Annotated in this window: 13 protein-coding genes; 12 read left to right on the top strand and 1 reads right to left on the bottom strand. The window is 45.7% G+C overall.

Going from position 1 to position 18,017, the window contains the following annotated elements; all coding sequences use genetic code 11:
- The first annotated feature begins 14 nt into the window (after nucleotides 1-14).
- From QUA27_RS18740 to QUA27_RS18685, 12 genes are all read left to right on the top strand, one after another.
- Nucleotides 15-1,349, top strand: a complete 1,335-nt coding sequence (locus tag QUA27_RS18740; RefSeq protein ID WP_333069661.1) for a DUF4912 domain-containing protein — start codon at nucleotides 15-17, stop codon at nucleotides 1,347-1,349.
- Nucleotides 1,350-1,899: 550 nt separating this feature from the next.
- The gene (locus QUA27_RS18735; protein WP_333069660.1) at nucleotides 1,900-3,216 is read left to right on the top strand and encodes an ABC transporter substrate-binding protein; all 1,317 of its coding nucleotides are present in this window, start codon (nucleotides 1,900-1,902) and stop codon (nucleotides 3,214-3,216) included.
- A 180-nt stretch (nucleotides 3,217-3,396) separates the two neighbouring features.
- Nucleotides 3,397-4,305, top strand: a complete 909-nt coding sequence (locus tag QUA27_RS18730) for a carbohydrate ABC transporter permease (RefSeq protein WP_333069659.1) — start codon at nucleotides 3,397-3,399, stop codon at nucleotides 4,303-4,305.
- A gap of 71 nt (nucleotides 4,306-4,376) precedes the next feature.
- Nucleotides 4,377-5,240: a carbohydrate ABC transporter permease gene (locus QUA27_RS18725; protein ID WP_333069657.1), complete on the top strand. Its 864-nt coding sequence runs from the start codon at nucleotides 4,377-4,379 to the stop codon at nucleotides 5,238-5,240.
- A gap of 81 nt (nucleotides 5,241-5,321) precedes the next feature.
- The gene (locus QUA27_RS18720) at nucleotides 5,322-6,404 is read left to right on the top strand and encodes an ABC transporter ATP-binding protein (protein WP_333069656.1); all 1,083 of its coding nucleotides are present in this window, start codon (nucleotides 5,322-5,324) and stop codon (nucleotides 6,402-6,404) included.
- 333 nt (nucleotides 6,405-6,737) lie between these two features.
- The gene (locus QUA27_RS18715) at nucleotides 6,738-7,085 is read left to right on the top strand and encodes a hypothetical protein (protein WP_333069655.1); all 348 of its coding nucleotides are present in this window, start codon (nucleotides 6,738-6,740) and stop codon (nucleotides 7,083-7,085) included.
- Between the two features lie 577 nt (nucleotides 7,086-7,662).
- Nucleotides 7,663-8,100 carry a DUF3574 domain-containing protein gene (locus QUA27_RS18710; protein ID WP_333069654.1) on the top strand — a complete coding sequence of 146 codons (438 nt, stop codon included), beginning with the start codon at nucleotides 7,663-7,665 and terminating at the stop codon, nucleotides 8,098-8,100.
- Nucleotides 8,101-8,177: 77 nt separating this feature from the next.
- A complete protein-coding gene (locus QUA27_RS18705) occupies nucleotides 8,178-8,465 on the top strand; it encodes a hypothetical protein (protein ID WP_333069653.1) in 288 nt (95 codons plus the stop codon).
- Between the two features lie 326 nt (nucleotides 8,466-8,791).
- The gene (locus QUA27_RS18700) at nucleotides 8,792-9,304 is read left to right on the top strand and encodes a hypothetical protein (RefSeq protein ID WP_333069652.1); all 513 of its coding nucleotides are present in this window, start codon (nucleotides 8,792-8,794) and stop codon (nucleotides 9,302-9,304) included.
- Nucleotides 9,305-9,527: 223 nt separating this feature from the next.
- Nucleotides 9,528-11,561, top strand: a complete 2,034-nt coding sequence (locus tag QUA27_RS18695; RefSeq protein ID WP_333069651.1) for an ABC transporter ATP-binding protein — start codon at nucleotides 9,528-9,530, stop codon at nucleotides 11,559-11,561.
- A 643-nt stretch (nucleotides 11,562-12,204) separates the two neighbouring features.
- Nucleotides 12,205-15,642: a PAS domain S-box protein gene (locus tag QUA27_RS18690; RefSeq protein WP_333069650.1), complete on the top strand. Its 3,438-nt coding sequence runs from the start codon at nucleotides 12,205-12,207 to the stop codon at nucleotides 15,640-15,642.
- 199 nt (nucleotides 15,643-15,841) lie between these two features.
- On the top strand, nucleotides 15,842-17,146 hold the full coding sequence (locus tag QUA27_RS18685; RefSeq protein WP_333069649.1) for a cytochrome P450: 1,305 nt from the start codon (nucleotides 15,842-15,844) through the stop codon (nucleotides 17,144-17,146).
- A 194-nt stretch (nucleotides 17,147-17,340) separates the two neighbouring features.
- Here the strand turns inward: QUA27_RS18685 and QUA27_RS18680 are convergent, their stop codons facing one another.
- Nucleotides 17,341-17,946 (bottom strand): chorismate lyase, encoded by a 606-nt coding sequence (locus tag QUA27_RS18680; RefSeq protein ID WP_333069648.1) that lies wholly within the window; start codon nucleotides 17,944-17,946, stop codon nucleotides 17,341-17,343.
- Nucleotides 17,947-18,017 lie beyond the last annotated feature (71 nt).

Below are 18,017 nucleotides of genomic sequence, written 5' to 3'. Positions count from 1 at the left end.
TGGAGAACAAACTCATGGCAAAAGAACGCCCACCATTAGAAGAGATGACTTTGCGACAACTCCGCAGAGTTGCTAGCGAATGTGGAGTCTCTCGCTACAGCCGGATGCGGAAATCGCAACTTCTGGCATCAATTCAAGAAATTCAGCGCACCAAATTTTCCTACAGCCCATCTCGCAAACTAGAGGCACAAGAAGCAGTGGAAGCAGCAAAGTTTGAACTCGGTCAAGAAGATAGAACAGGCGGTTCTTTGTCGTCTGTAGATGAAGGTTTAGCAGATTTGCCCAACGGCTACGGCGAAAGCCGGGTTGTTTTAATGCCCCGCGACCCTGAATGGGCCTACACTTACTGGGACATTCCCAACGATCGCAAAGAAGAAATGCGTCGCCAAGGAGGACAGCAACTCGCCCTGCGGATCTACGACGTTACAGATGTTAACCTCGACATCCAAAGCCCGCACAGCATTCAAGAATATCCCTGCGACGAACTGGCGCGGGAATGGTATGTGCCAATCCCCGTGAGCGATCGGGACTACGCGATCGACATCGGCTACCGCTGTGCAGATGGCCGCTGGCTGGTATTAGCTCGATCGGCCCAAGTCCGCGTTCCTCCCGTCTATCCCAGCGACTGGATTGAAGATCAATTCATCACCCTGGATTGGGAAGAAGAGTTGCAAGGCAAAACCTTCGCCGAACTGGTTCCTCCGGCCAAGAAAATGGCTCAAGCAGCCAATGGCTTCGGTTACAGCACCGAAAATGCTATCTACGAACAAATCTTCGGCATGGCAGAATCTGCCGAATCCATGCGCGTAGCTGGTTCTATCTTCGGTTCCATGCAGCACGTCGCCGGTTCGGTCCAGCAAGTCGGTATCCACGAACAAGCTCTCAGTTCCTACGTGTTCCCCTCCGGCGTCGGAATGTGGGCGGCTCCCACCATGTCCGGCCTTACCGCGTCAGGTGTCGGTATGTCCGGCCTCACCATGTCGGGTGTCGGTATGTCCGGTCTCACAATGTCCGGTTTCGGTATGTCGGGTGTCGGTATGTCGGGAGTTGGCTTCGCCGCCCCGATGCGTCCCCGCCAGTTCTGGTTAGTTGCTGATGCCGAACTGATCGTTTACGGCGCCACCGAACCCGACGCTACCGTCTACGTAGGCGGACAGCCGATTAAACTCAATGCTGACGGCACTTTCCGCTTCCAGATGTCCTTCCAAGACGGCTTAATCGACTATCCGATTTTTGCAGTAGCAGCAGATGGCGAACAAAACCGGGCCATCCACTTGAAATTCAACCGCGAAACCCCAGAACGGCGCACCAATACCAAGCAGGATGCCGTTGTCGAATGGTTGGGCTAATCCCAAAGGTAGATCGAGCGGCGGGCGCTCATGCAGGTTTGTGCCAATTTTTGAACCATCACAAGGCATAGCCTCAGCCGATCGTGATTTGTTAAGGTTAATCCCAGACAACAACCCATAACACCCCCTATACACCGTTCTCCTGTTTTGAGGAGCGGTGTTTTTTGTGTTTGGAAGGAAGAAGGAAGAAGGAAGAAGGAAGAAGGAAGAATTATTTATTTATTTAAATGTTATCAATAGACTTGAATTGCATAAATCTTTGAGAGAAGGATCAACCGCAGATTACAGGCAGATAAACACAGATAAACGCAGATAATCTCAAGATAGTTGATGATTTTTGTAATAGGTTTAATATCTATCTGTAGATAGATGTTGATTTAACTCGCCATCTAATCAGTTAAATCAAAATTTGCACTTTTCACTCAAGCATTATTAAGTAAGCTAAAGTTTACTTAAATTTTTATTGCACAAACTCGGTAAATCCAGCGAAACAAAAGAAAGCGAGTTATGAGAGAAAGAAGGCGATCGCACCGCCATTTCTCAAAAGCAAATGCAAAAAATAAATTCCCTGCAGCAACGAAGCCAGAAGCGTCCCCGTCTTTTAGCCTTATTCGCTGCCACATTAACCGCCGTCTTGTTTTTATTTATTCTGCCTGCACTGACTCAACAGCCAGTCGTGCTCACCATGTTAATGCAAGGACAAGACATTGTTAACTGGAAACCCTTTGTCAAAGAATTTGAACAGAAAAACCCCGACATTCGCATCAACCTCATAGAAGGGCCTTTTGACACCAACCTCATAGAAAATCTTTATACATCTGCCTTTCTGTTAGGCGAATCGCCCTACGACATCATCAACATGGATATTGTCTGGGTTCCCAAATTTGCAGCCGCAGGTTGGGTAAGGGATTTGACAGACAGAATTCCCCCCGAACAACTTTCTAAATTTATCCAAGGTAACGTCGAAGGCGGGCGGTATCGAGGCAAACTTTACCGAATTCCCCACGCTTCCGATGCCGGAATGCTTTATTACCGCAAAGACATTTTAGAACAAGCAAAAATTCCAGCCCCGAAAACCTTTGAAGAGATGGTAAAAATCTCTCAAAACTTGCAAAAACAGGGGAAAGCAACTTGGGGTTATCTGTGGCAAGGCAAACAATACGAGGGAGTATCTGCGATGTTTGTCGAAGTGCTATCAGGTTTCGGTGGCTTCTGGGCAAACCCTCAAACTTTTGAAGTTGGGCTCGATAAACCCGAGGCAATTAAAGCAGTGGAATTTCTCAAAAAAACGATCGCCTCCGGCATCTCTCCTCCGGGTGTCACCACCTACGGCGAAGAAGAAACCCGGCTGTTGTTTCAAAATGGCAAAGCGCTGTTTTTGCGAAACTGGCCGTATGTTTGGAAGCTGGCAAATGCCGAAGGATCGAATGTTAGAGGCAAAATTGCGATCGAGCCAATGCTCAGCAGTACCGGTAAAACAGGCGGTTCCTGCTTGGGTGGCTGGGGCTGGGGAATTGCCAAAACCTCAAAACATCCAGAACAAGCGTGGAAAGCAATTCAGTACCTTACCAGCGAGGAAACCCAGCGCAAATTTATTTTAGAAACAGGTTTAATTCCCAGTTACAAATCCCTATTTACCAACAAAGAAATAGTCGCCAAATATCCCCACTACCCGCAACTGCTAAAAGTAGTGGAACGGCCAGCTTTGCGCCCGCCCCTGGCACAATACGCTCAAGCTTCTGATATTTTGCAGCGTTATTTGAGTTCAGCTTTTACCGGAAGAATGAGTGCAGAACAAGCAATGAAAGCAGCAGCTAGCGAAACTCGCAATTTATTAGGCAGTTTGAAACAACCCCAAACTTCATAAATTTGACATCTTGCCTCTGTCAGAAACAGGCAAGATGCCTGTTCCACAAAGAGTGAATTTTTTTATTGTGGGGTGGGCATCTTGCCCGCCCGAACAGGCTTTCCAGCCTGTTCCACAAAAGCTAATTCTCTTGCGGGTTGGGCTTCTAGCCCGCCCTAAAATAAATTAAAGGTGAACAATATGCAATTAGACAAGATGCGACAGCGCGAACAAAAAACCGGATGGATATTAGTAGCACCAGCTTTGATAATTCTGCTGCTAGTATTTGCTTACCCAATATTACGCGCTTTTTGGCTGAGTTTATTCACCCAAAACCTCGGTACAGAATTAAAACTGGTTTTTTCCGGTTTTGGTAACTACAGTCGAATGTTAGGGGACGGGCGTTTCTGGCAAACTTTAGGCAACACCACTGTATTTACAGTCGTCTCTGTTTTGCTGGAATTAATTCTCGGTATGGGCATTGCCTTAGTCTTAAATCAATCCTTCGCAGGGCGTGGCATTGTTCGCACAATCTCCTTGCTACCTTGGGCGCTGCCCACTGCATTGATGGGAGTAGCTTGGGCGTGGATTTTTAACGACCAATACGGCGTAATTAACGACATTTTAAGGCGTTTGGGATTGATTCAAAATAGCATTAGCTGGTTGGGAGATCCAACTTTGGCAATGATGGCAGTAATTACAGCAGATGTGTGGAAAACGACGCCCTTTGTCAGCTTGCTTTTGCTAGCGGGATTGCAATCAATTCCCGGTGATTTGTACGAAGCACACGCGATTGACGGCGCCAGTAGCTGGCAGAGTTTCCGTCAAGTTACGGTTCCCCTGCTGATGCCCCAAATTGTGATTGCTTTGCTGTTTCGATTTGCCCAGTCTTTCGGCATTTTTGACTTGATTCAGGTGATGACGGGAGGGGGGCCGGCGGGGGCAACCGAGACGGTTTCTATCTACATTTACAGCACGGTAATGAGGTATTTAGACTTTGGGTACGGGGCGGCTTTGGTGGTGTGTACTTTTTTGCTGTTAGTGGCAGCAGTTGCGATCGCCGCTTACCTGTTATCGAGAGCCCGCACCAATGCAGCAGGAGGAAACTAAGACGATTTTAGATTTGGGATTGAAGATTTTAAATAACCAACTGTTGCACTTTTATTTCATTGGTATAAATTATGTCTATCGCCCGCGAACACCCCACGAAAAAAACCTTTAACATCCAGCAATTAATCTTGCCAATCTCAGCGCTCTTAATTGTCGCCTATTTCCTCGCACCTATTATCTGGCAGGTGCTAACTTCTTTCAAAGTAAATGCAGATATTTCGGCGATTCCCAACATCTACATTCCCAAACGAATTACTTTCGAGCATTACCTGTCCCTCTTCCAACGTCGCCCGTTTGCTCTTTATATTTTAAATAGCGCTTTTGTTTCCATTACTTCAACATTGCTGTGTTTAGCAGTAGGCGCTCCTGCTGCTTACGCTTTAGCTCGGTTGCGGTTGTGGGGCGAGAGAATAATTCTGGCAACAGTGACGATTGTAACGCTATTTCCGGCAGTTCTGCTATTTTTGGGACTGCTGGAAATTGTCAAAGCTTTGGATTTAGGCAATAATTATTTAGCATTAATTATTCCTTACACCGCGATCAATCTGCCCTTGACAATTTTGGTAATGCGGAGTTTCTTTCAACAGTTGCCCAAAGATTTGGAAGATGCGGCTAAAGTAGACGGATATAACACTTTCCAAATGCTGTGGAAAATCGTGCTACCGATGACATTTCCCGCGTTAGTCACAACGGGAATCTTGACATTTATTTCAGCTTGGAACGAGTTTATTTTTGCACTAACATTTATGACTCGCGAATCTCTAAAGACAATCCCCGTCGCCACGGCTCAACTCAGCGGGGTGTCAGTATTTGAGATTCCTTATGGCCCGATCGCCGCAGCCACCGTTTTGGGAACTTTGCCCTTAGTTTTGCTGGTTTTAGTGTTCCAGCGGCGCATTGTTCAGGGTTTAACTGCGGGGGCGGTAAAAGGATAGTTTAGAACTCGTTCCCCGGCAGAGCCTGGTAACGAGTAAACAATCAACAGTCAACAGTCAACAGTCAACACTTTAAAAATCATGGCAAAACTGCAACTAAAAAACCTCAATAAAACCTACAGCCCTAAAGTAGTTCCCGTAAAAGACATTAGTTTGGATGTCAGCGAAGGAGAATTTCTAACCTTGCTGGGGCCGTCGGGGTGTGGCAAATCTACGACACTGCGGTTAATTGCAGGGTTGGAACAGCCAACTAGGGGCGAGATTAGAATTGGCGATCGCAATGTCACTTATCTCAGACCGGGCGATCGCGATATTGCAATGGTTTTTCAAAGTTACGCGCTTTATCCGCACATGACAGTATACGAAAATATGGCATCGAGCCTCAAACTTCGCAAAATCTCCTCCAGCGAAATCAACCGATTAGTGACGGAAGTTGCAACCTCCCTCGGATTGACGGAATTAATCGATCGCAAACCCGGCAAACTATCAGGCGGACAGCGGCAGCGAGTCGCCCTCGGCCGCGCTTTAGTGCGCCAACCGGAAGTATTTTTGCTCGATGAACCTTTGAGCAATCTCGACGCATTATTACGGGAAAAAGTTAGGGCAGAACTCAAACAATTATTTTCCTCCCAAAAAGCTCCTGTAGTATACGTAACTCACGACCAAACCGAAGCCATGACGCTTTCTACCAAAGTCGCAGTTCTCAACAGTGGCAACGTGCAGCAGCTCGATCCGCCACACTTAATTTATACTCGTCCGGCAAATCAGTTTGTAGCTGGTTTTGTAGGCAGCCCGCAGATGAATTTGCTAGTGCTTAAATGCCAGGGAAATTTTGCTATGTTGGGCGAGTCTGGAGTTCCACTTCCAAATATGCCGACTGTGCCGCCAGAAATTGTGTTAGGAATTCGCCCTGAACACGTCGGCTTTGCAGATGCAGAGGCTGGCAAGATGCCGAACTCAGAGGCAATTAAAGGTGAGGTTTATTTAGTGGAAAACTTGGGAATGCAAAATTTAGTTAGCGTCCGAGTTAAAGGTGTGGAGCCAGTAACGGTGCGGGCTTTGCTGCCCAATGACCGCCACTGGAATTCCGAAATTGTAGAGCTGGTTTTTCCGCCTCAGTTGCTGCACTGGTTTGACGTGAAAACGGGCGATCGCTTGCAATAAGAATTTTCCCTGCATCGCATGATTGATTAAAAATTCTCTAACCCTGTGCTGAAAAATATTTTTTTTGCTTCTAACTAAGTTATGACTTTAGTTAGAGGTAGAACTATTTGGCTGCTGTTAAGGTGATATTCATGTGTGAAAAAGCTAATTGGCTGACACATAGGTTGCGTGTTTACTAAATTTTATCGCTAACCTATAACTCTATTTAGGTCGTTAATCGGAAGTTAAAGCTAAGTTGGCTTTACCTCGCATTAGCTGCTGGTTTTGGAGCGAGTCAATTAGATGAAAAAATGTTGAAAATTATCACCAATCAACTTAGGGAGTATGACCGAGATGAATTTGATTTCCACAGCCATTGCTCGCATCAGTTCCCTGCTTAAGGGATTTCAAATTAAAAGTTTTTTGAGTGTTGTCCTAGTCGGTTTTCTGGTTCTGACAACCACTGTTGATTCGGGACGCACTAACAAAGGTTTTGGCACGCAAGCAAGCTCAAAGTCTGAACTCAACAATCCTGAAAGACCCCAAACAACGCGGGAATGGAGGCAAGAAGCTCGCGAAACCTCAGACTCTCCGGGCGATCGAGCTCAGAAGATTGGCCAAGAGGCAGGAGCAGCCGTGAAAGAAATGGGGGAGATGTATCAAGACACTGCTAAGAGAAGTATCCGCGAATTAAAGGATTAGTAGCTCCACCTAAAAAATATAACACTGAGAAACCTGATTGCTTTCGGGGCGCAGCCAAGAGTGCTCGCCCTTCCGGGTTTCTGAACACCTGAAAAGTTTGACGTTTAAATAAGTTGAGCTACTTAATACGACAGACGCAATCAAGTAGTCGAGCATAAATAAACTAGGACAGACGCTCAAAAACCCAGTTTCTCATGTGAAACTGGGTTTTTGAGTTGGAATCATTTTATGTTAAATTAAATCAAATTTCCGTTAAAAACCCTTTGAGCAGACTCCGTGGTTAAAAATGAGATATTGCAGGATTCTCAATTACAATTTCAAGACAGAACTAGAAGCAACTACCCACAATAAAATTGAACTATGGGTGGAACAGGCGGGAAAAGCTATTCATGAAAACGGTGCCTGAGCTGAGTTAAAACTGGTTTTGAAATCAAAATTTTATGTGGCATCGATCGCCCCTGGAATGCGGGTTAGAGGTTAAACTACAGAAACTTTCGTCCCTTTTGCTTTAGACTAATAAATAAGCGGTAAGGCGCTTAGGTTGCACCCTACATATAGAAGTTCCACGTAATTCCTGATGAATAAACATTTTAACAGTCTTTGCTTGACCGGCCTGCTGTTCATCCTGCCTGTTTGTCCGGCAACAATTGCCCGCGCTCAACTTCCCGAAACTTCGGATACTAATGCCAAGCAAACAAATCTCCTCAAAGATGAACTCTATTTTGGCTTAACAAAACCGGGAGGCGAGACAATTTCGGAATCCGAATGGCAGGAGTTTGTCAGGGCAGTTATTACCCCTCGCTTTCGGGAAGGGCTAACCGTATTAGACGGCTCCGGGCAGTTTCTCAACAGAGCGGGAATTCTGATTAGAGAAAACTCTAAAATAGTTATTTTAATTTATGAAAGTAGTCCTGAAAAAAATCAAGCTATTAATGAAATTATCGAAACTTACAAGCGCACTTTCCTGCAAGAGTCTGTGCTGCGGGCAACCAGCGAAGTTAAGGTTTCTTTCTGATGCGGTCATCCAATCAGCGTATTTATGATATTATCCGTGGTAATCAAGGTCATATCCTCAAAGATAATTAGGGTGCGGTGCAAGAAAATTCATCAGTTGTGGGTATCGATCGCAGACTGCAAAAAATCCCTATAAAAATCTGCCCGGGAGAAAACAAAAACATGATGAACGACGGCAACCAAAAAGCTGAAGCGCCGGAAAGCGAGGATAAACAAAATTTGTCCGCCATGGCTAAAGCTTTTCTTGTGAGTGTGGCTTGGTCTTACGCAGAGGCATTGGAGCGAATGAAACGATCGCAAAATCCACAGGAACCCGCGCCGGAATCTCCGACAGAACGAGTCGAACCCGATCCTGAAAAAAATTGATGAAAGACTATTAATGCGATCGACTTGCCAAACTATATGTGCGATCGAACGCAATAGTCAATTAGCTGTTTTGAGTTAAAAACAATCAACTCAGAACAGCGAACTGTGCAGCTTAAACCGGATTTGTATGGGATTTTACAAGAAAAAAAACTGAAAGCCCCGTGACCCTTCAACAAGCTCAGGAAAAGCTTTAGTCCGGGGATGACAACTGCGTTGCAGGTTTGAACCTCAACCTATATCTGCCCATAAAAGAAATTTAAACTAAACAATTTACGGTTTTACCGCTACAGTGTACAAAACAAATAACCAATTTTTAGATCGGTCTCATGTCTAATTCAAAAATGATTGGTAAAGCGATCGCAGGTAGCCTTTGCTTGGGCATCCTCATTAGCTTCAACACCTCACTCGGCCCTGCATCCGCAGCAGCACCAACAATTGCCCAAGAAACAGCAGCCCCGGCCCCCAGCAACATCGACACGCAACTCCTAGGCCAATGGCAAGGCACAGTCCCCTCCGGTCAGTCTTTCACCTTCGTCTTTGCCCCAGAAGGCAAATTGTTTCTCATGGCTAAAGGCCCCGACGGAGCCGCCCGCGCCAAAGAAATGAGGTACAAAGTTAATCTCGGTGAAAAACCGATGCACCTTGATGTTGGCCTCAGCAGCACAGAAACCGTTGAGACTGTTTTTGAATTGACTCCAGAAGGTCAAATGCGGCTTCAGTTGCAAGGCACCAATCCCGGACAGGCCAGACCTAATTCCTTAAACGAACAGGCAACCGTGTTTAAAAAGGTCTCCGAGGCCACTGCACTGCCTGCTGACACTCAAATCATTGGTTTTTGAGGAACATTACTCGCAGGCAGAAGGCACCCCAGTAGTTCTGAGTTTTGAGTTTTAAGTTATAAACCATTTAAAATTCAAAACTCATCCGCGGCGAAGCGTTGCGAAGAATGTTAGCTTTCGCCATCTGTTATGCAAAGCCATCTTAAAATCTTCCTACTGCCTTCTGCCTTCTGCAGGCCCTGCTACAATCCACTTAATCTCCATTTAGCTGCCATAGACCTCCATGAGTGAAACCGTCCTAGAAGTTCGCAACCTGCGGGTTCAATTTCAATCTGCGGACGCAGGCGATGCGTCTGCATCCGTCAAAGCGGTTGACGGCATTTCCTTTGAGGTCAAGCGAGGGCAAACTCTGGGCATCGTGGGAGAGTCGGGATCGGGAAAATCGGTAACATCCCTCGCTGTTATGGGTTTGCTGTCGAGTTCGTCAACGAAAATCGACGGCGAAATTTGGTTTTCTCCGACAAAAGACGGTGCTAGCAATGGGCCTGTGAATCTGCTGGAAATGCCGGACAGGGAAAAACAAACATACCGGGGCAGCCAGATTGCGACGATTTTTCAAGAGCCGATGAGTTCGCTAAATCCCGTTTATACGATCGGATTTCAACTCACAGAAGCCATTTGTTTGCACCAACAGGTGTCGCAGACAGAAGCACGACGCCAAGCTGCTTCTCTGCTACAAGAGGTGAAGCTGCTACCGGGCGACGATGAGCTCAGGCAGCGGTGTTTGACTTTGCGGCAAGAGCATTCCCGGACTGCTGCGGGGAATCAAGCAGTTATGGACGACGATCGCGATTTGATGCAGCTCGTCAACGGCCAAAAACAAGCTATGCTCGATCGCTACCCCCACGAACTCTCAGGCGGTCAAATCCAGCGCGTGATGATTGCAATGGCCATTTCTTGCAATCCAACTTTATTAATTGCTGATGAACCGACAACGGCTTTGGACGTAACCGTGCAGGCAACAATCTTAGCTTTGCTGCGGGAGTTGCGGGACTCTAGAGGCATGGCAATGATTTTTATTACCCACGATTTGGGCGTCATTGCTGAAATTGGCGATACCGTGGCGGTGATGTACCGAGGCAAGATTGTTGAGTGCGGTGCGATCGAACAAATTTTCAGCAACCCCCAACATCCTTACACAAAAGGTTTATTAGCTTGTCGCCCAACTCTCGATCGGCAACTGCGCCGCTTGCCGACAGTTTCCGATTTTATGGATGTCACCACAAATGCTAGCGGCGAATTGGTAATTGTCGAGAAAAATGCCGATTTAGACGGCGACAGCAGCGGGGGAAATCCTGCTTTTACAACAGGAAAACCGCCTCGTCTGCCGCATATTTCTGGCCCTTTGCTAGCGGTTGATAACTTGCGAGTTGGTTTTCCGGTGCAGGGAATGTTTGGCGAAACCAAACGCTTATTTATGGCGGTAAACGATATTTCTTTTGAGGTTTATCCGGGCGAGACTTTGGGTTTGGTGGGCGAGTCGGGCTGCGGCAAATCTACTTTGGCGAGAGCTTTGCTGCAATTAATTCCGATCGCCAGCGGTAAAGTGTTTTTTGAAGGTCAAGAAATTACGCCTCCTGCCAAAAGTAGTTCGGCATCGCAGTGGATGGCTAATTATCGGATGAAAAAAGAGTACGATCGCAAATTGCGCTGGCTGCGGCGCGATCTGCAAATTATTTTTCAAGATCCTTTTAGTTCTCTCGATCCGCGCCTAAATGTTGGGGATGCGGTGATGGAACCGATGGTGATTCACCGCTTTGGTAAGAACCAGAAAGAACAGCGCGAGCGCGCGGCTTATTTGTTGGATAGAGTGGGTTTAAATCCCGATTTTATGCGGCGCTACCCTCACGAGTTTTCGGGTGGACAGCGGCAGCGAATTTGTATTGCTAGAGCTTTGGCTTTGAATCCTAAGTTTATTATTTGCGATGAGTCGGTTTCGGCATTAGATGTGTCGGTGCAGGCGCAAGTTTTAAATTTGCTGAAGGAGTTGCAAACAGAGTTTGGACTGACTTATATTTTTATTTCTCACGATTTGAGCGTAGTCAAGTTTATGAGCGATCGCGCGATCGTCATGAACAAAGGTAAAATCGAGGAAATTGGCACTGCTGAACGCATTTACCGCCAACCGCAGCAAGCTTACACGCGACAACTGATAGCTTCTATTCCAGCAGGGAATTTGGAGCGAATTCGGCAACAGCAACTAGGTCGCCAAGCTGCTTGGCCCCCATCGCCTGCAGATGAATCAGAACAAAATTAATATCTAGTGTTTTAAACTGGTATCAATTACGAATTACTAATTAGCCATTACGTGCGAACATATCGGGCTCCGAAAAACTGCTACGAAGTTTTTTTTCATTTTATCTTGACAAATTAGCAGTTTACCTTGATGTTAACTTGATAATTTATGGTCAAATTCTACCTACTTGAACTTGACTAACATTCCAGGTTTTTCAACCCACAGCCAGGGCGCTCCACGCAGTATTTTCCTACATAAAACCCTGTTATTTCTATACGCAAACAGTGGGGTATAACACGCTACTCTAATACAGTAATCAGCTTCAGGCTCCGCCTACATAATTAGGTGATGCACCCAGGAGTGCGAGTTTCTGAGTCCACAACTAGCTAAATTAGGCCAAATGTCCAATGACTAACAACAATATGTCGCGTAGTATTATAAGTAAACTCTCTCAATGAGTCGGAAAAATTATAAAATAGGTATTCAAGCCAAAAAGAGATTGGTTGCTACTTCAGTAAATACACTTAATTATCGCCTCGTATTGCGTAAATTTACGTAATTAGCCAATACTAGAGATCGCCAAATAGCAAATATTTATAATATTTAAACATCTTTATTGTAATTTTTAAATCAGCACAACTCAAAGTAACTCTAGATTAAAAGAATGAAACATTCAGTTCAACTAGAAGAATTCAAAAGCACTAAATTGGTGAAATTGCTGCAAGTGTTGTGGACAAAAATTACGGCAGCAGTCACCACAATACAAAAAGCAGAATCTAGAAAGCAGTATGAAAAAAAAATGCGCCTAGCGACGATCGCCCCTGGCAGTGTATTCTCAATTTTGATAATTGTACTGCTTCTCTTAAACGGGTGGCTCGTAGCTAACAGCGGTGATAATTTCTACGATAGCCAACTCGCCCTGGGATTTTTGGCAATAGCAAATATTGTCTTTTTAGCGGTATCGGCCGGCTCAAACGCCTCTGCTGTCGTAGCCCAAAACGATCGCCCCTCCAGCCCACCTAATGCGGGCGATCGCTTTTTTAGCCTCTCGCTAGATCTGCTGTGCGTCCTTAGTTTTGACGGTTATGTAACACTGATCAACCCAGCAGCAGAAAAAATACTCGGCTATTCCCCAGGAGAAATGATTGGCCAACTCTTCCTCGAATTCGTGCATCCAGACGATCGCGAAGCTACTTTAAAAGAAGCTGAAAGTCTTGCTGCGGGGAATAATACCGTTGGGTTTGAAAACCGCTGGCGCTGTCGGAACGGTTCTTACAAGTGGATAGCCTGGACTGGTAGCCGTTTCTGGGAGGAAGAATTGATGTATGGTGTCGGCCGCGACATTACCGCTCAAAAACAAGCAGAAGCAGCGCTGCAAGAGAGTCAGCATTTTGTTGAGCGAATTGCCAATACCAGTCCGAATCTTCTGTTTGTTTACGATGAAAGCGAGCAGCGAAATGTCTACAGCAACCGCGAAATCAGTGACATCCTCGGCTATACTGCCAAAGAAGTTGAAAACATGGGCAGCAATCTACTGCCCACCATCATCCACCCTGACGACTTAGCTAAATTTCCCGGATATTTTCAGCCATTAGAAAATGCTCCCGACGGCGAAGTTATTGAGTACGAATATCGGGTGCGCGACAAACATAATTGTTGGCACTGGTTAGTCAGCCGGAATATTGTATTTAGCAGAACAGAGGAGGGAAAAATTAAGCAGCGTCTCGGTGCTGCTACGGACATTACAGAGCGCAAAATAGCAGAACAAGCTTTAGCAGAACAATTGAAACTTTCTTTATTCACAGCAGATGTGGGAATTGTTCTAACTCAAAACCAGGGTTTGCGTACAACTTTGCAATATTGCGCCGATGCAGTTGTGCGCCATTTGGATGTTGCCTTTGCTCGGATTTGGACATTGAATGAAGACGGAAATGTATTGCAACTGCAAGCAAGCGCGGGGATATATACTCATATTGACGGCGGTCACAGCCGCATTGCTGTCGGCGAGTTCAAGATTGGTTTAATCGCCCTGGAGCGACAACCTCACATCACTAATTGTGTGAAAGAAGATCCCCGAATCCAGGACAAAAAATGGGCCTCACGAGAAGGAATGGTGGCTTTTGCTGGATATCCGCTAATTGTTGACAATCAGTTGCTGGGAGTAATCGCGATGTTTGCTCGCCAGGAGTTGAACGAATCAATGTTGATTGCTTTGGCGTCAAGTGCCGATACGATCGCCCTGGGAATTAAGCGCAAACAAACAGAAGAAGCTCTCGCCAGACAACAGCAAACTTTGAGGGCAATTATTGACAACGCTCCGATCTGGGTATGGCTGACAAATGCTAGCGGGCGGATGTTATTAATTAACAAAACTTTCTGCGAAGATGTGGCTATACCTGAATCAAGATTTTTAGCAGCATCTCACTATTCCGAAGTTTTGGGATTAGAAGCATCTGCTACGTGCATGGAATCTGACGCGCAAGCGTGGAGCCAAGATATTCCCTGTTATGCTGAAGAAGCGATGCAGCTTGCTGATGGTAAAAAACATTATTTGGAGACAATTAAAACTAAGGTAAAAGATGATTTTGGAAACGCGATCGGCTTAATCGGTTTGGGTTTGGACGTTACAAAACAAAAAGAATCTCAAAGACAGTTGCAAAAGTCGGAAGCGAGATTTCGCAAATTAGCGGAGCAGGAAGCGCTGCTGAACCAGCTAGCTAGCAATATCCGCGAATCTCTGGATTTAGGTACTATTTTAGCAACAACTGTGCAGCAAATTCGCGACTTGCTGCAAGTCGATCGCTGTGTGTTTATCTGGTATTTGCCCGACGCTTCGCCACCTGCTTGGGATGTCGTCCACGAATCTAAAAATGATGATTTATTCTCGCTTTTGGGTTATTACCCTGCTGACATAAGGGGTACGCTGCCGCAAAAAATCGCTAATTTGGAAGTTTATCAAATAGATGATGTTGCAACTTTCAGCGATCCAGTAGAAAGGGAATTCTTTTTGCAGGTTGGTTGCAAGTCTGTTTTGGATTTGCCGATTAAAAGTGCCGGAGGTTTAACTGGTGTTGTTAGCTGCGTTTCTTGCAGGGAAATTCGCAAGTGGACAAAAGAGGAAGTCGAGTTAATGGAGGTAATTGGCGATCAATTGGCGATCGCCATCAGTCAATCTGAACTTTACACTAAAAGCGTCGATTCCGCTCGGATAGCACAAGAACAAGCTGCAAAACTCGAAGTAACTCTGTGCGAACTCCAGCAAGCTCAAACTCAACTCGTGCAGGCAGAAAAAATGTCTAGTCTCGGTCAGATGGTAGCAGGAATTGCCCACGAAATCAATAACCCAGTCAGCTTTATTTTTGGCAATCTTACCTACACAGAAGAATACACCAGAAACCTGATGAAACTGCTGCAAATGTATCGAGATGAATACCCGGAACCTTCTCCAGCGATTCAGGAGGAAATAGAAGTTTTAGAGCTGGATTTTGTGCTAGACGACTTGCCGAAAATGCTGTCTTCTATGCAGGTGGGAGCTACTCGCATCCGGGATATCGTGCGGAGTTTGCGGAATTTCTCTCGCCTCGATGAATCTGACATGAAAAAGGTTAACATTCACGAAGGCATCGACAGCACATTGATGATTTTAGAACACCGTCTGAAAGTTCAGCCCGATAGCGTAGCGGGTACGGAGTACCATCGCCCCGCAATTCAAATCGTTAAAGAATACGGAAACTTGCCACTGGTGGAGTGCTACGCCGGACTCTTGAATCAGGTGTTCATGAATATTATTGCTAACGCTATTGACGTGTTACAAGAAAAGCTCGAAAATCCGGGAATTATCCGCATTCGTACAGAGGTAGAAGGTACTCTCGCTGTGATTAGAATTGCTGATAACGGTGCAGGTATCACCGATCGAGTCAAGCAACGGATATTTGACCCATTCTATACTACCAAACGGATCGGTTCAGGAACGGGAATGGGTTTAGCGATTTCCCATTCAATTATTGTCGAAAAACATAAAGGTGAAATTAAGTGTTTATCGTTGGTGGGGAAAGGCACTGAATTTATAATCGAGATTCCGATTAAAAGGAAAGGAAATTAAATTTGTTGGTATGCCAAAATACTAAGCTGGGTCAGTGAGAAAAACCCTATTTTTTGTATAAACTTTAAGACAGACGCACCTACAGGCTACAAAACAATAAAAGTTATTTTACCAGAAAATTGTCTGGTTGACAATATGCACGAGACAACTAAAATTGATATGATATTAAAAATCTAAAATCTAAAATCTAAAATCTAAAATGGCATTACCTCCCAGCAGTTTAGGTTTACCCCTAATTGGCGATACCCTCAACTTTTTGCAAGATTCCGAATTTGCCAAAAAACGCCACCAGCAGTACGGGCCAATTTTCAAAACTAGCATCTTCGGACAGCCTACCGTATTTATGTGTGGCCAAGAGGCTAATTTGTTTGTTTTAAGCAATGACAACCAATATTTTGTTGTGGCTTGGCCTGCCAGCACGAGAGCGCTTTTAGGGCCGCTTTCCTTGGCGTTGCAAACGGGTGCTAACCACCAAAATCGGCGCAAGTTGCTGTACCAAGCGTTTCAGCCGCGAGCTTTGGTCGGCTACATCGGCGCGATGGAAAATATAACTCAGCGCTATTTGGAAAAATGGGAAAAAATGGAAACCATGACTTGGTATCCTGAACTGAGGAAATATACTTTTGATGTTGCGGGTAAGTTGTTAGTTGGGATTGATAATGGTTCGGAAACGGCGCTTGGACACTATTTTGAAACATTTGCAGAGGGTTTATTTTCTATCCCTTGGGATTTGCCTTTTACTCAGTTTGGCAAAGCCAAAAAGGGTAGGAAGTTACTGTTAGCAGAACTGGAAAAGATTATTCGCGATCGCCAACAAGGAACCCCTAGTGGCAATGATGCTCTGAGTTTGCTGATTTCGGCTCGCGATGACGAGGGAAATAGTTTGAGTTTGGAGGAGTTGAAAGATCAAGTGCTGTTGCTGCTGTTTGCGGGACACGAAACTTTAACTTCGGCGCTCACCTCTTTTTGCCTTCTCCTAGCTCAAAATCCCGATGTGGTGGCAAAAGTGCGGGCCGAACAGCAGCAGTTCCCCGCAACTGAACCCCTAACATTGGAACAACTCAAACAAATGACCTATTTAGAACAGGTGCTGCGAGAAGTGCTGCGTTTAATTCCACCGGTGAGAGCTATTTTTCGGACAGCAATTAATGCTTTTGAGTTCGGTGGCTATGAAATTCCTAAAGGTTGGAACGTGGTTTCTGGGATTAATCAAACCCATCAGGATAGTCAACTTTATCCTGAACCCGATCGCTTCGACCCCGATCGATTTAACTCCGAGCGATCGGCTAAACCGTTCAGTTACGTGCCATTTGGCGGCGGTTTGCGAGACTGTTTGGGCAAAGAATTTGCCCGATTAGAAATGAAGTTGTTTGCGGCCAAGATTATTCGGGAGTTTGAATGGGAGCTGTTACCGGATCAAGATTTGAATTTAATCACAGTACCGATTCCTCATCCGCGCGACGGTTTGCGAGTGAAATTTCGTCGAACAACTATGAATAGGTAGAAAATCCAGCTCCCCGACTTCTTGAAGATGTCCGGGAGCTAATACCAAATCCGGCTGTATACCCTCCCGATCGATCTTCCTCTTCTTCTTTGTGTCCTTCGCGTCTTCGCGGTTTATCAAAAAAGACTAAGGCAAGCGTGTCACAATCAGTAAAGTGCGTCAGATGCCAAAACCCTCGATCGGCCGATAGCATCTCAATCAACATCCAATTGCATCGGCCCCAAATACTTAGTTAAATAAGGAGAAAAAACCTCATAAATCAGAGTCAATGGCTTCCCGTGATGCCAAAACAAATAGTGTCGCCCCCAAAAAGGCCCCGACTCTTCAAACGCTGATTCCAAAGCAGCCGAATTACCGCAATAAATGCCCTGCACATCGCGATACAATTCTGTCCGCAGTCTCGCTAAACTAGCCCAAATTGGCAAAGATTTATTTTGTAAATATTCGTCTACGTGGCTCGCTTCCCACCAAGAAGTTGCATAGGCTAAGCGCTGTCCCGAAGCAGTCCGCAGCCACACTTGGCGGCGCAGCCGCGGCCCCGGAACCGCGACAATTTGCTGGGGCGCGCCATCTGCATCTTCACCGACTAAGGACATATCGATGACATCAACTTCTGTGGGTTCCCCTGTCAGCAGTTGCAGGTGACGGGTGGGGGAACCGTCGCCCAAGAGCAGTATTTGCCACGCCGGTGCGAGCTTGGTGTGGGGTAAACCCTTTTGTACTGCGTCTTCTGCTCCTTCCCACAGGGGGTTGAGAGCGTGCCAGGTTCGGCTGTTTTTAGGTGTGAATGTTGCAGTCAAGGGTCTTTACAAAACTTAATTTTTTGTTTATTATAACGCTTCTTCAATTATCCGCTCAAAAATTAAAAATT

Source organism: Microcoleus harperi Pol14_C6, assembly GCF_036701295.1.
Lineage (GTDB): Bacteria > Cyanobacteriota > Cyanobacteriia > Cyanobacteriales > Microcoleaceae > Microcoleus.
The sequence above is the reverse complement of the archived record's forward strand: the minus strand, read 5'-3'. Positions and strand labels throughout refer to the sequence as shown.

Excerpts from the sequence above, each read along its gene's own strand:
- QUA27_RS18740 (WP_333069661.1), top strand. The coding sequence starts at position 15 with ATGGCAAAAGAACGCCCACCATTAGAAGAGATGACTTTGCGACAACTC.
- QUA27_RS18735 (WP_333069660.1), top strand. The coding sequence starts at position 1,900 with ATGCAAAAAATAAATTCCCTGCAGCAACGAAGCCAGAAGCGTCCCCGT.
- QUA27_RS18730 (WP_333069659.1), top strand. The coding sequence starts at position 3,397 with ATGCAATTAGACAAGATGCGACAGCGCGAACAAAAAACCGGATGGATA.
- QUA27_RS18725 (WP_333069657.1), top strand. The coding sequence starts at position 4,377 with ATGTCTATCGCCCGCGAACACCCCACGAAAAAAACCTTTAACATCCAG.
- QUA27_RS18720 (WP_333069656.1), top strand. The coding sequence starts at position 5,322 with ATGGCAAAACTGCAACTAAAAAACCTCAATAAAACCTACAGCCCTAAA.
- QUA27_RS18715 (WP_333069655.1), top strand. The coding sequence starts at position 6,738 with ATGAATTTGATTTCCACAGCCATTGCTCGCATCAGTTCCCTGCTTAAG.
- QUA27_RS18710 (WP_333069654.1), top strand. The coding sequence starts at position 7,663 with ATGAATAAACATTTTAACAGTCTTTGCTTGACCGGCCTGCTGTTCATC.
- QUA27_RS18700 (WP_333069652.1), top strand. The coding sequence starts at position 8,792 with ATGTCTAATTCAAAAATGATTGGTAAAGCGATCGCAGGTAGCCTTTGC.
- QUA27_RS18695 (WP_333069651.1), top strand. The coding sequence starts at position 9,528 with ATGAGTGAAACCGTCCTAGAAGTTCGCAACCTGCGGGTTCAATTTCAA.
- QUA27_RS18690 (WP_333069650.1), top strand. The coding sequence starts at position 12,205 with ATGAAACATTCAGTTCAACTAGAAGAATTCAAAAGCACTAAATTGGTG.
- QUA27_RS18685 (WP_333069649.1), top strand. The coding sequence starts at position 15,842 with ATGGCATTACCTCCCAGCAGTTTAGGTTTACCCCTAATTGGCGATACC.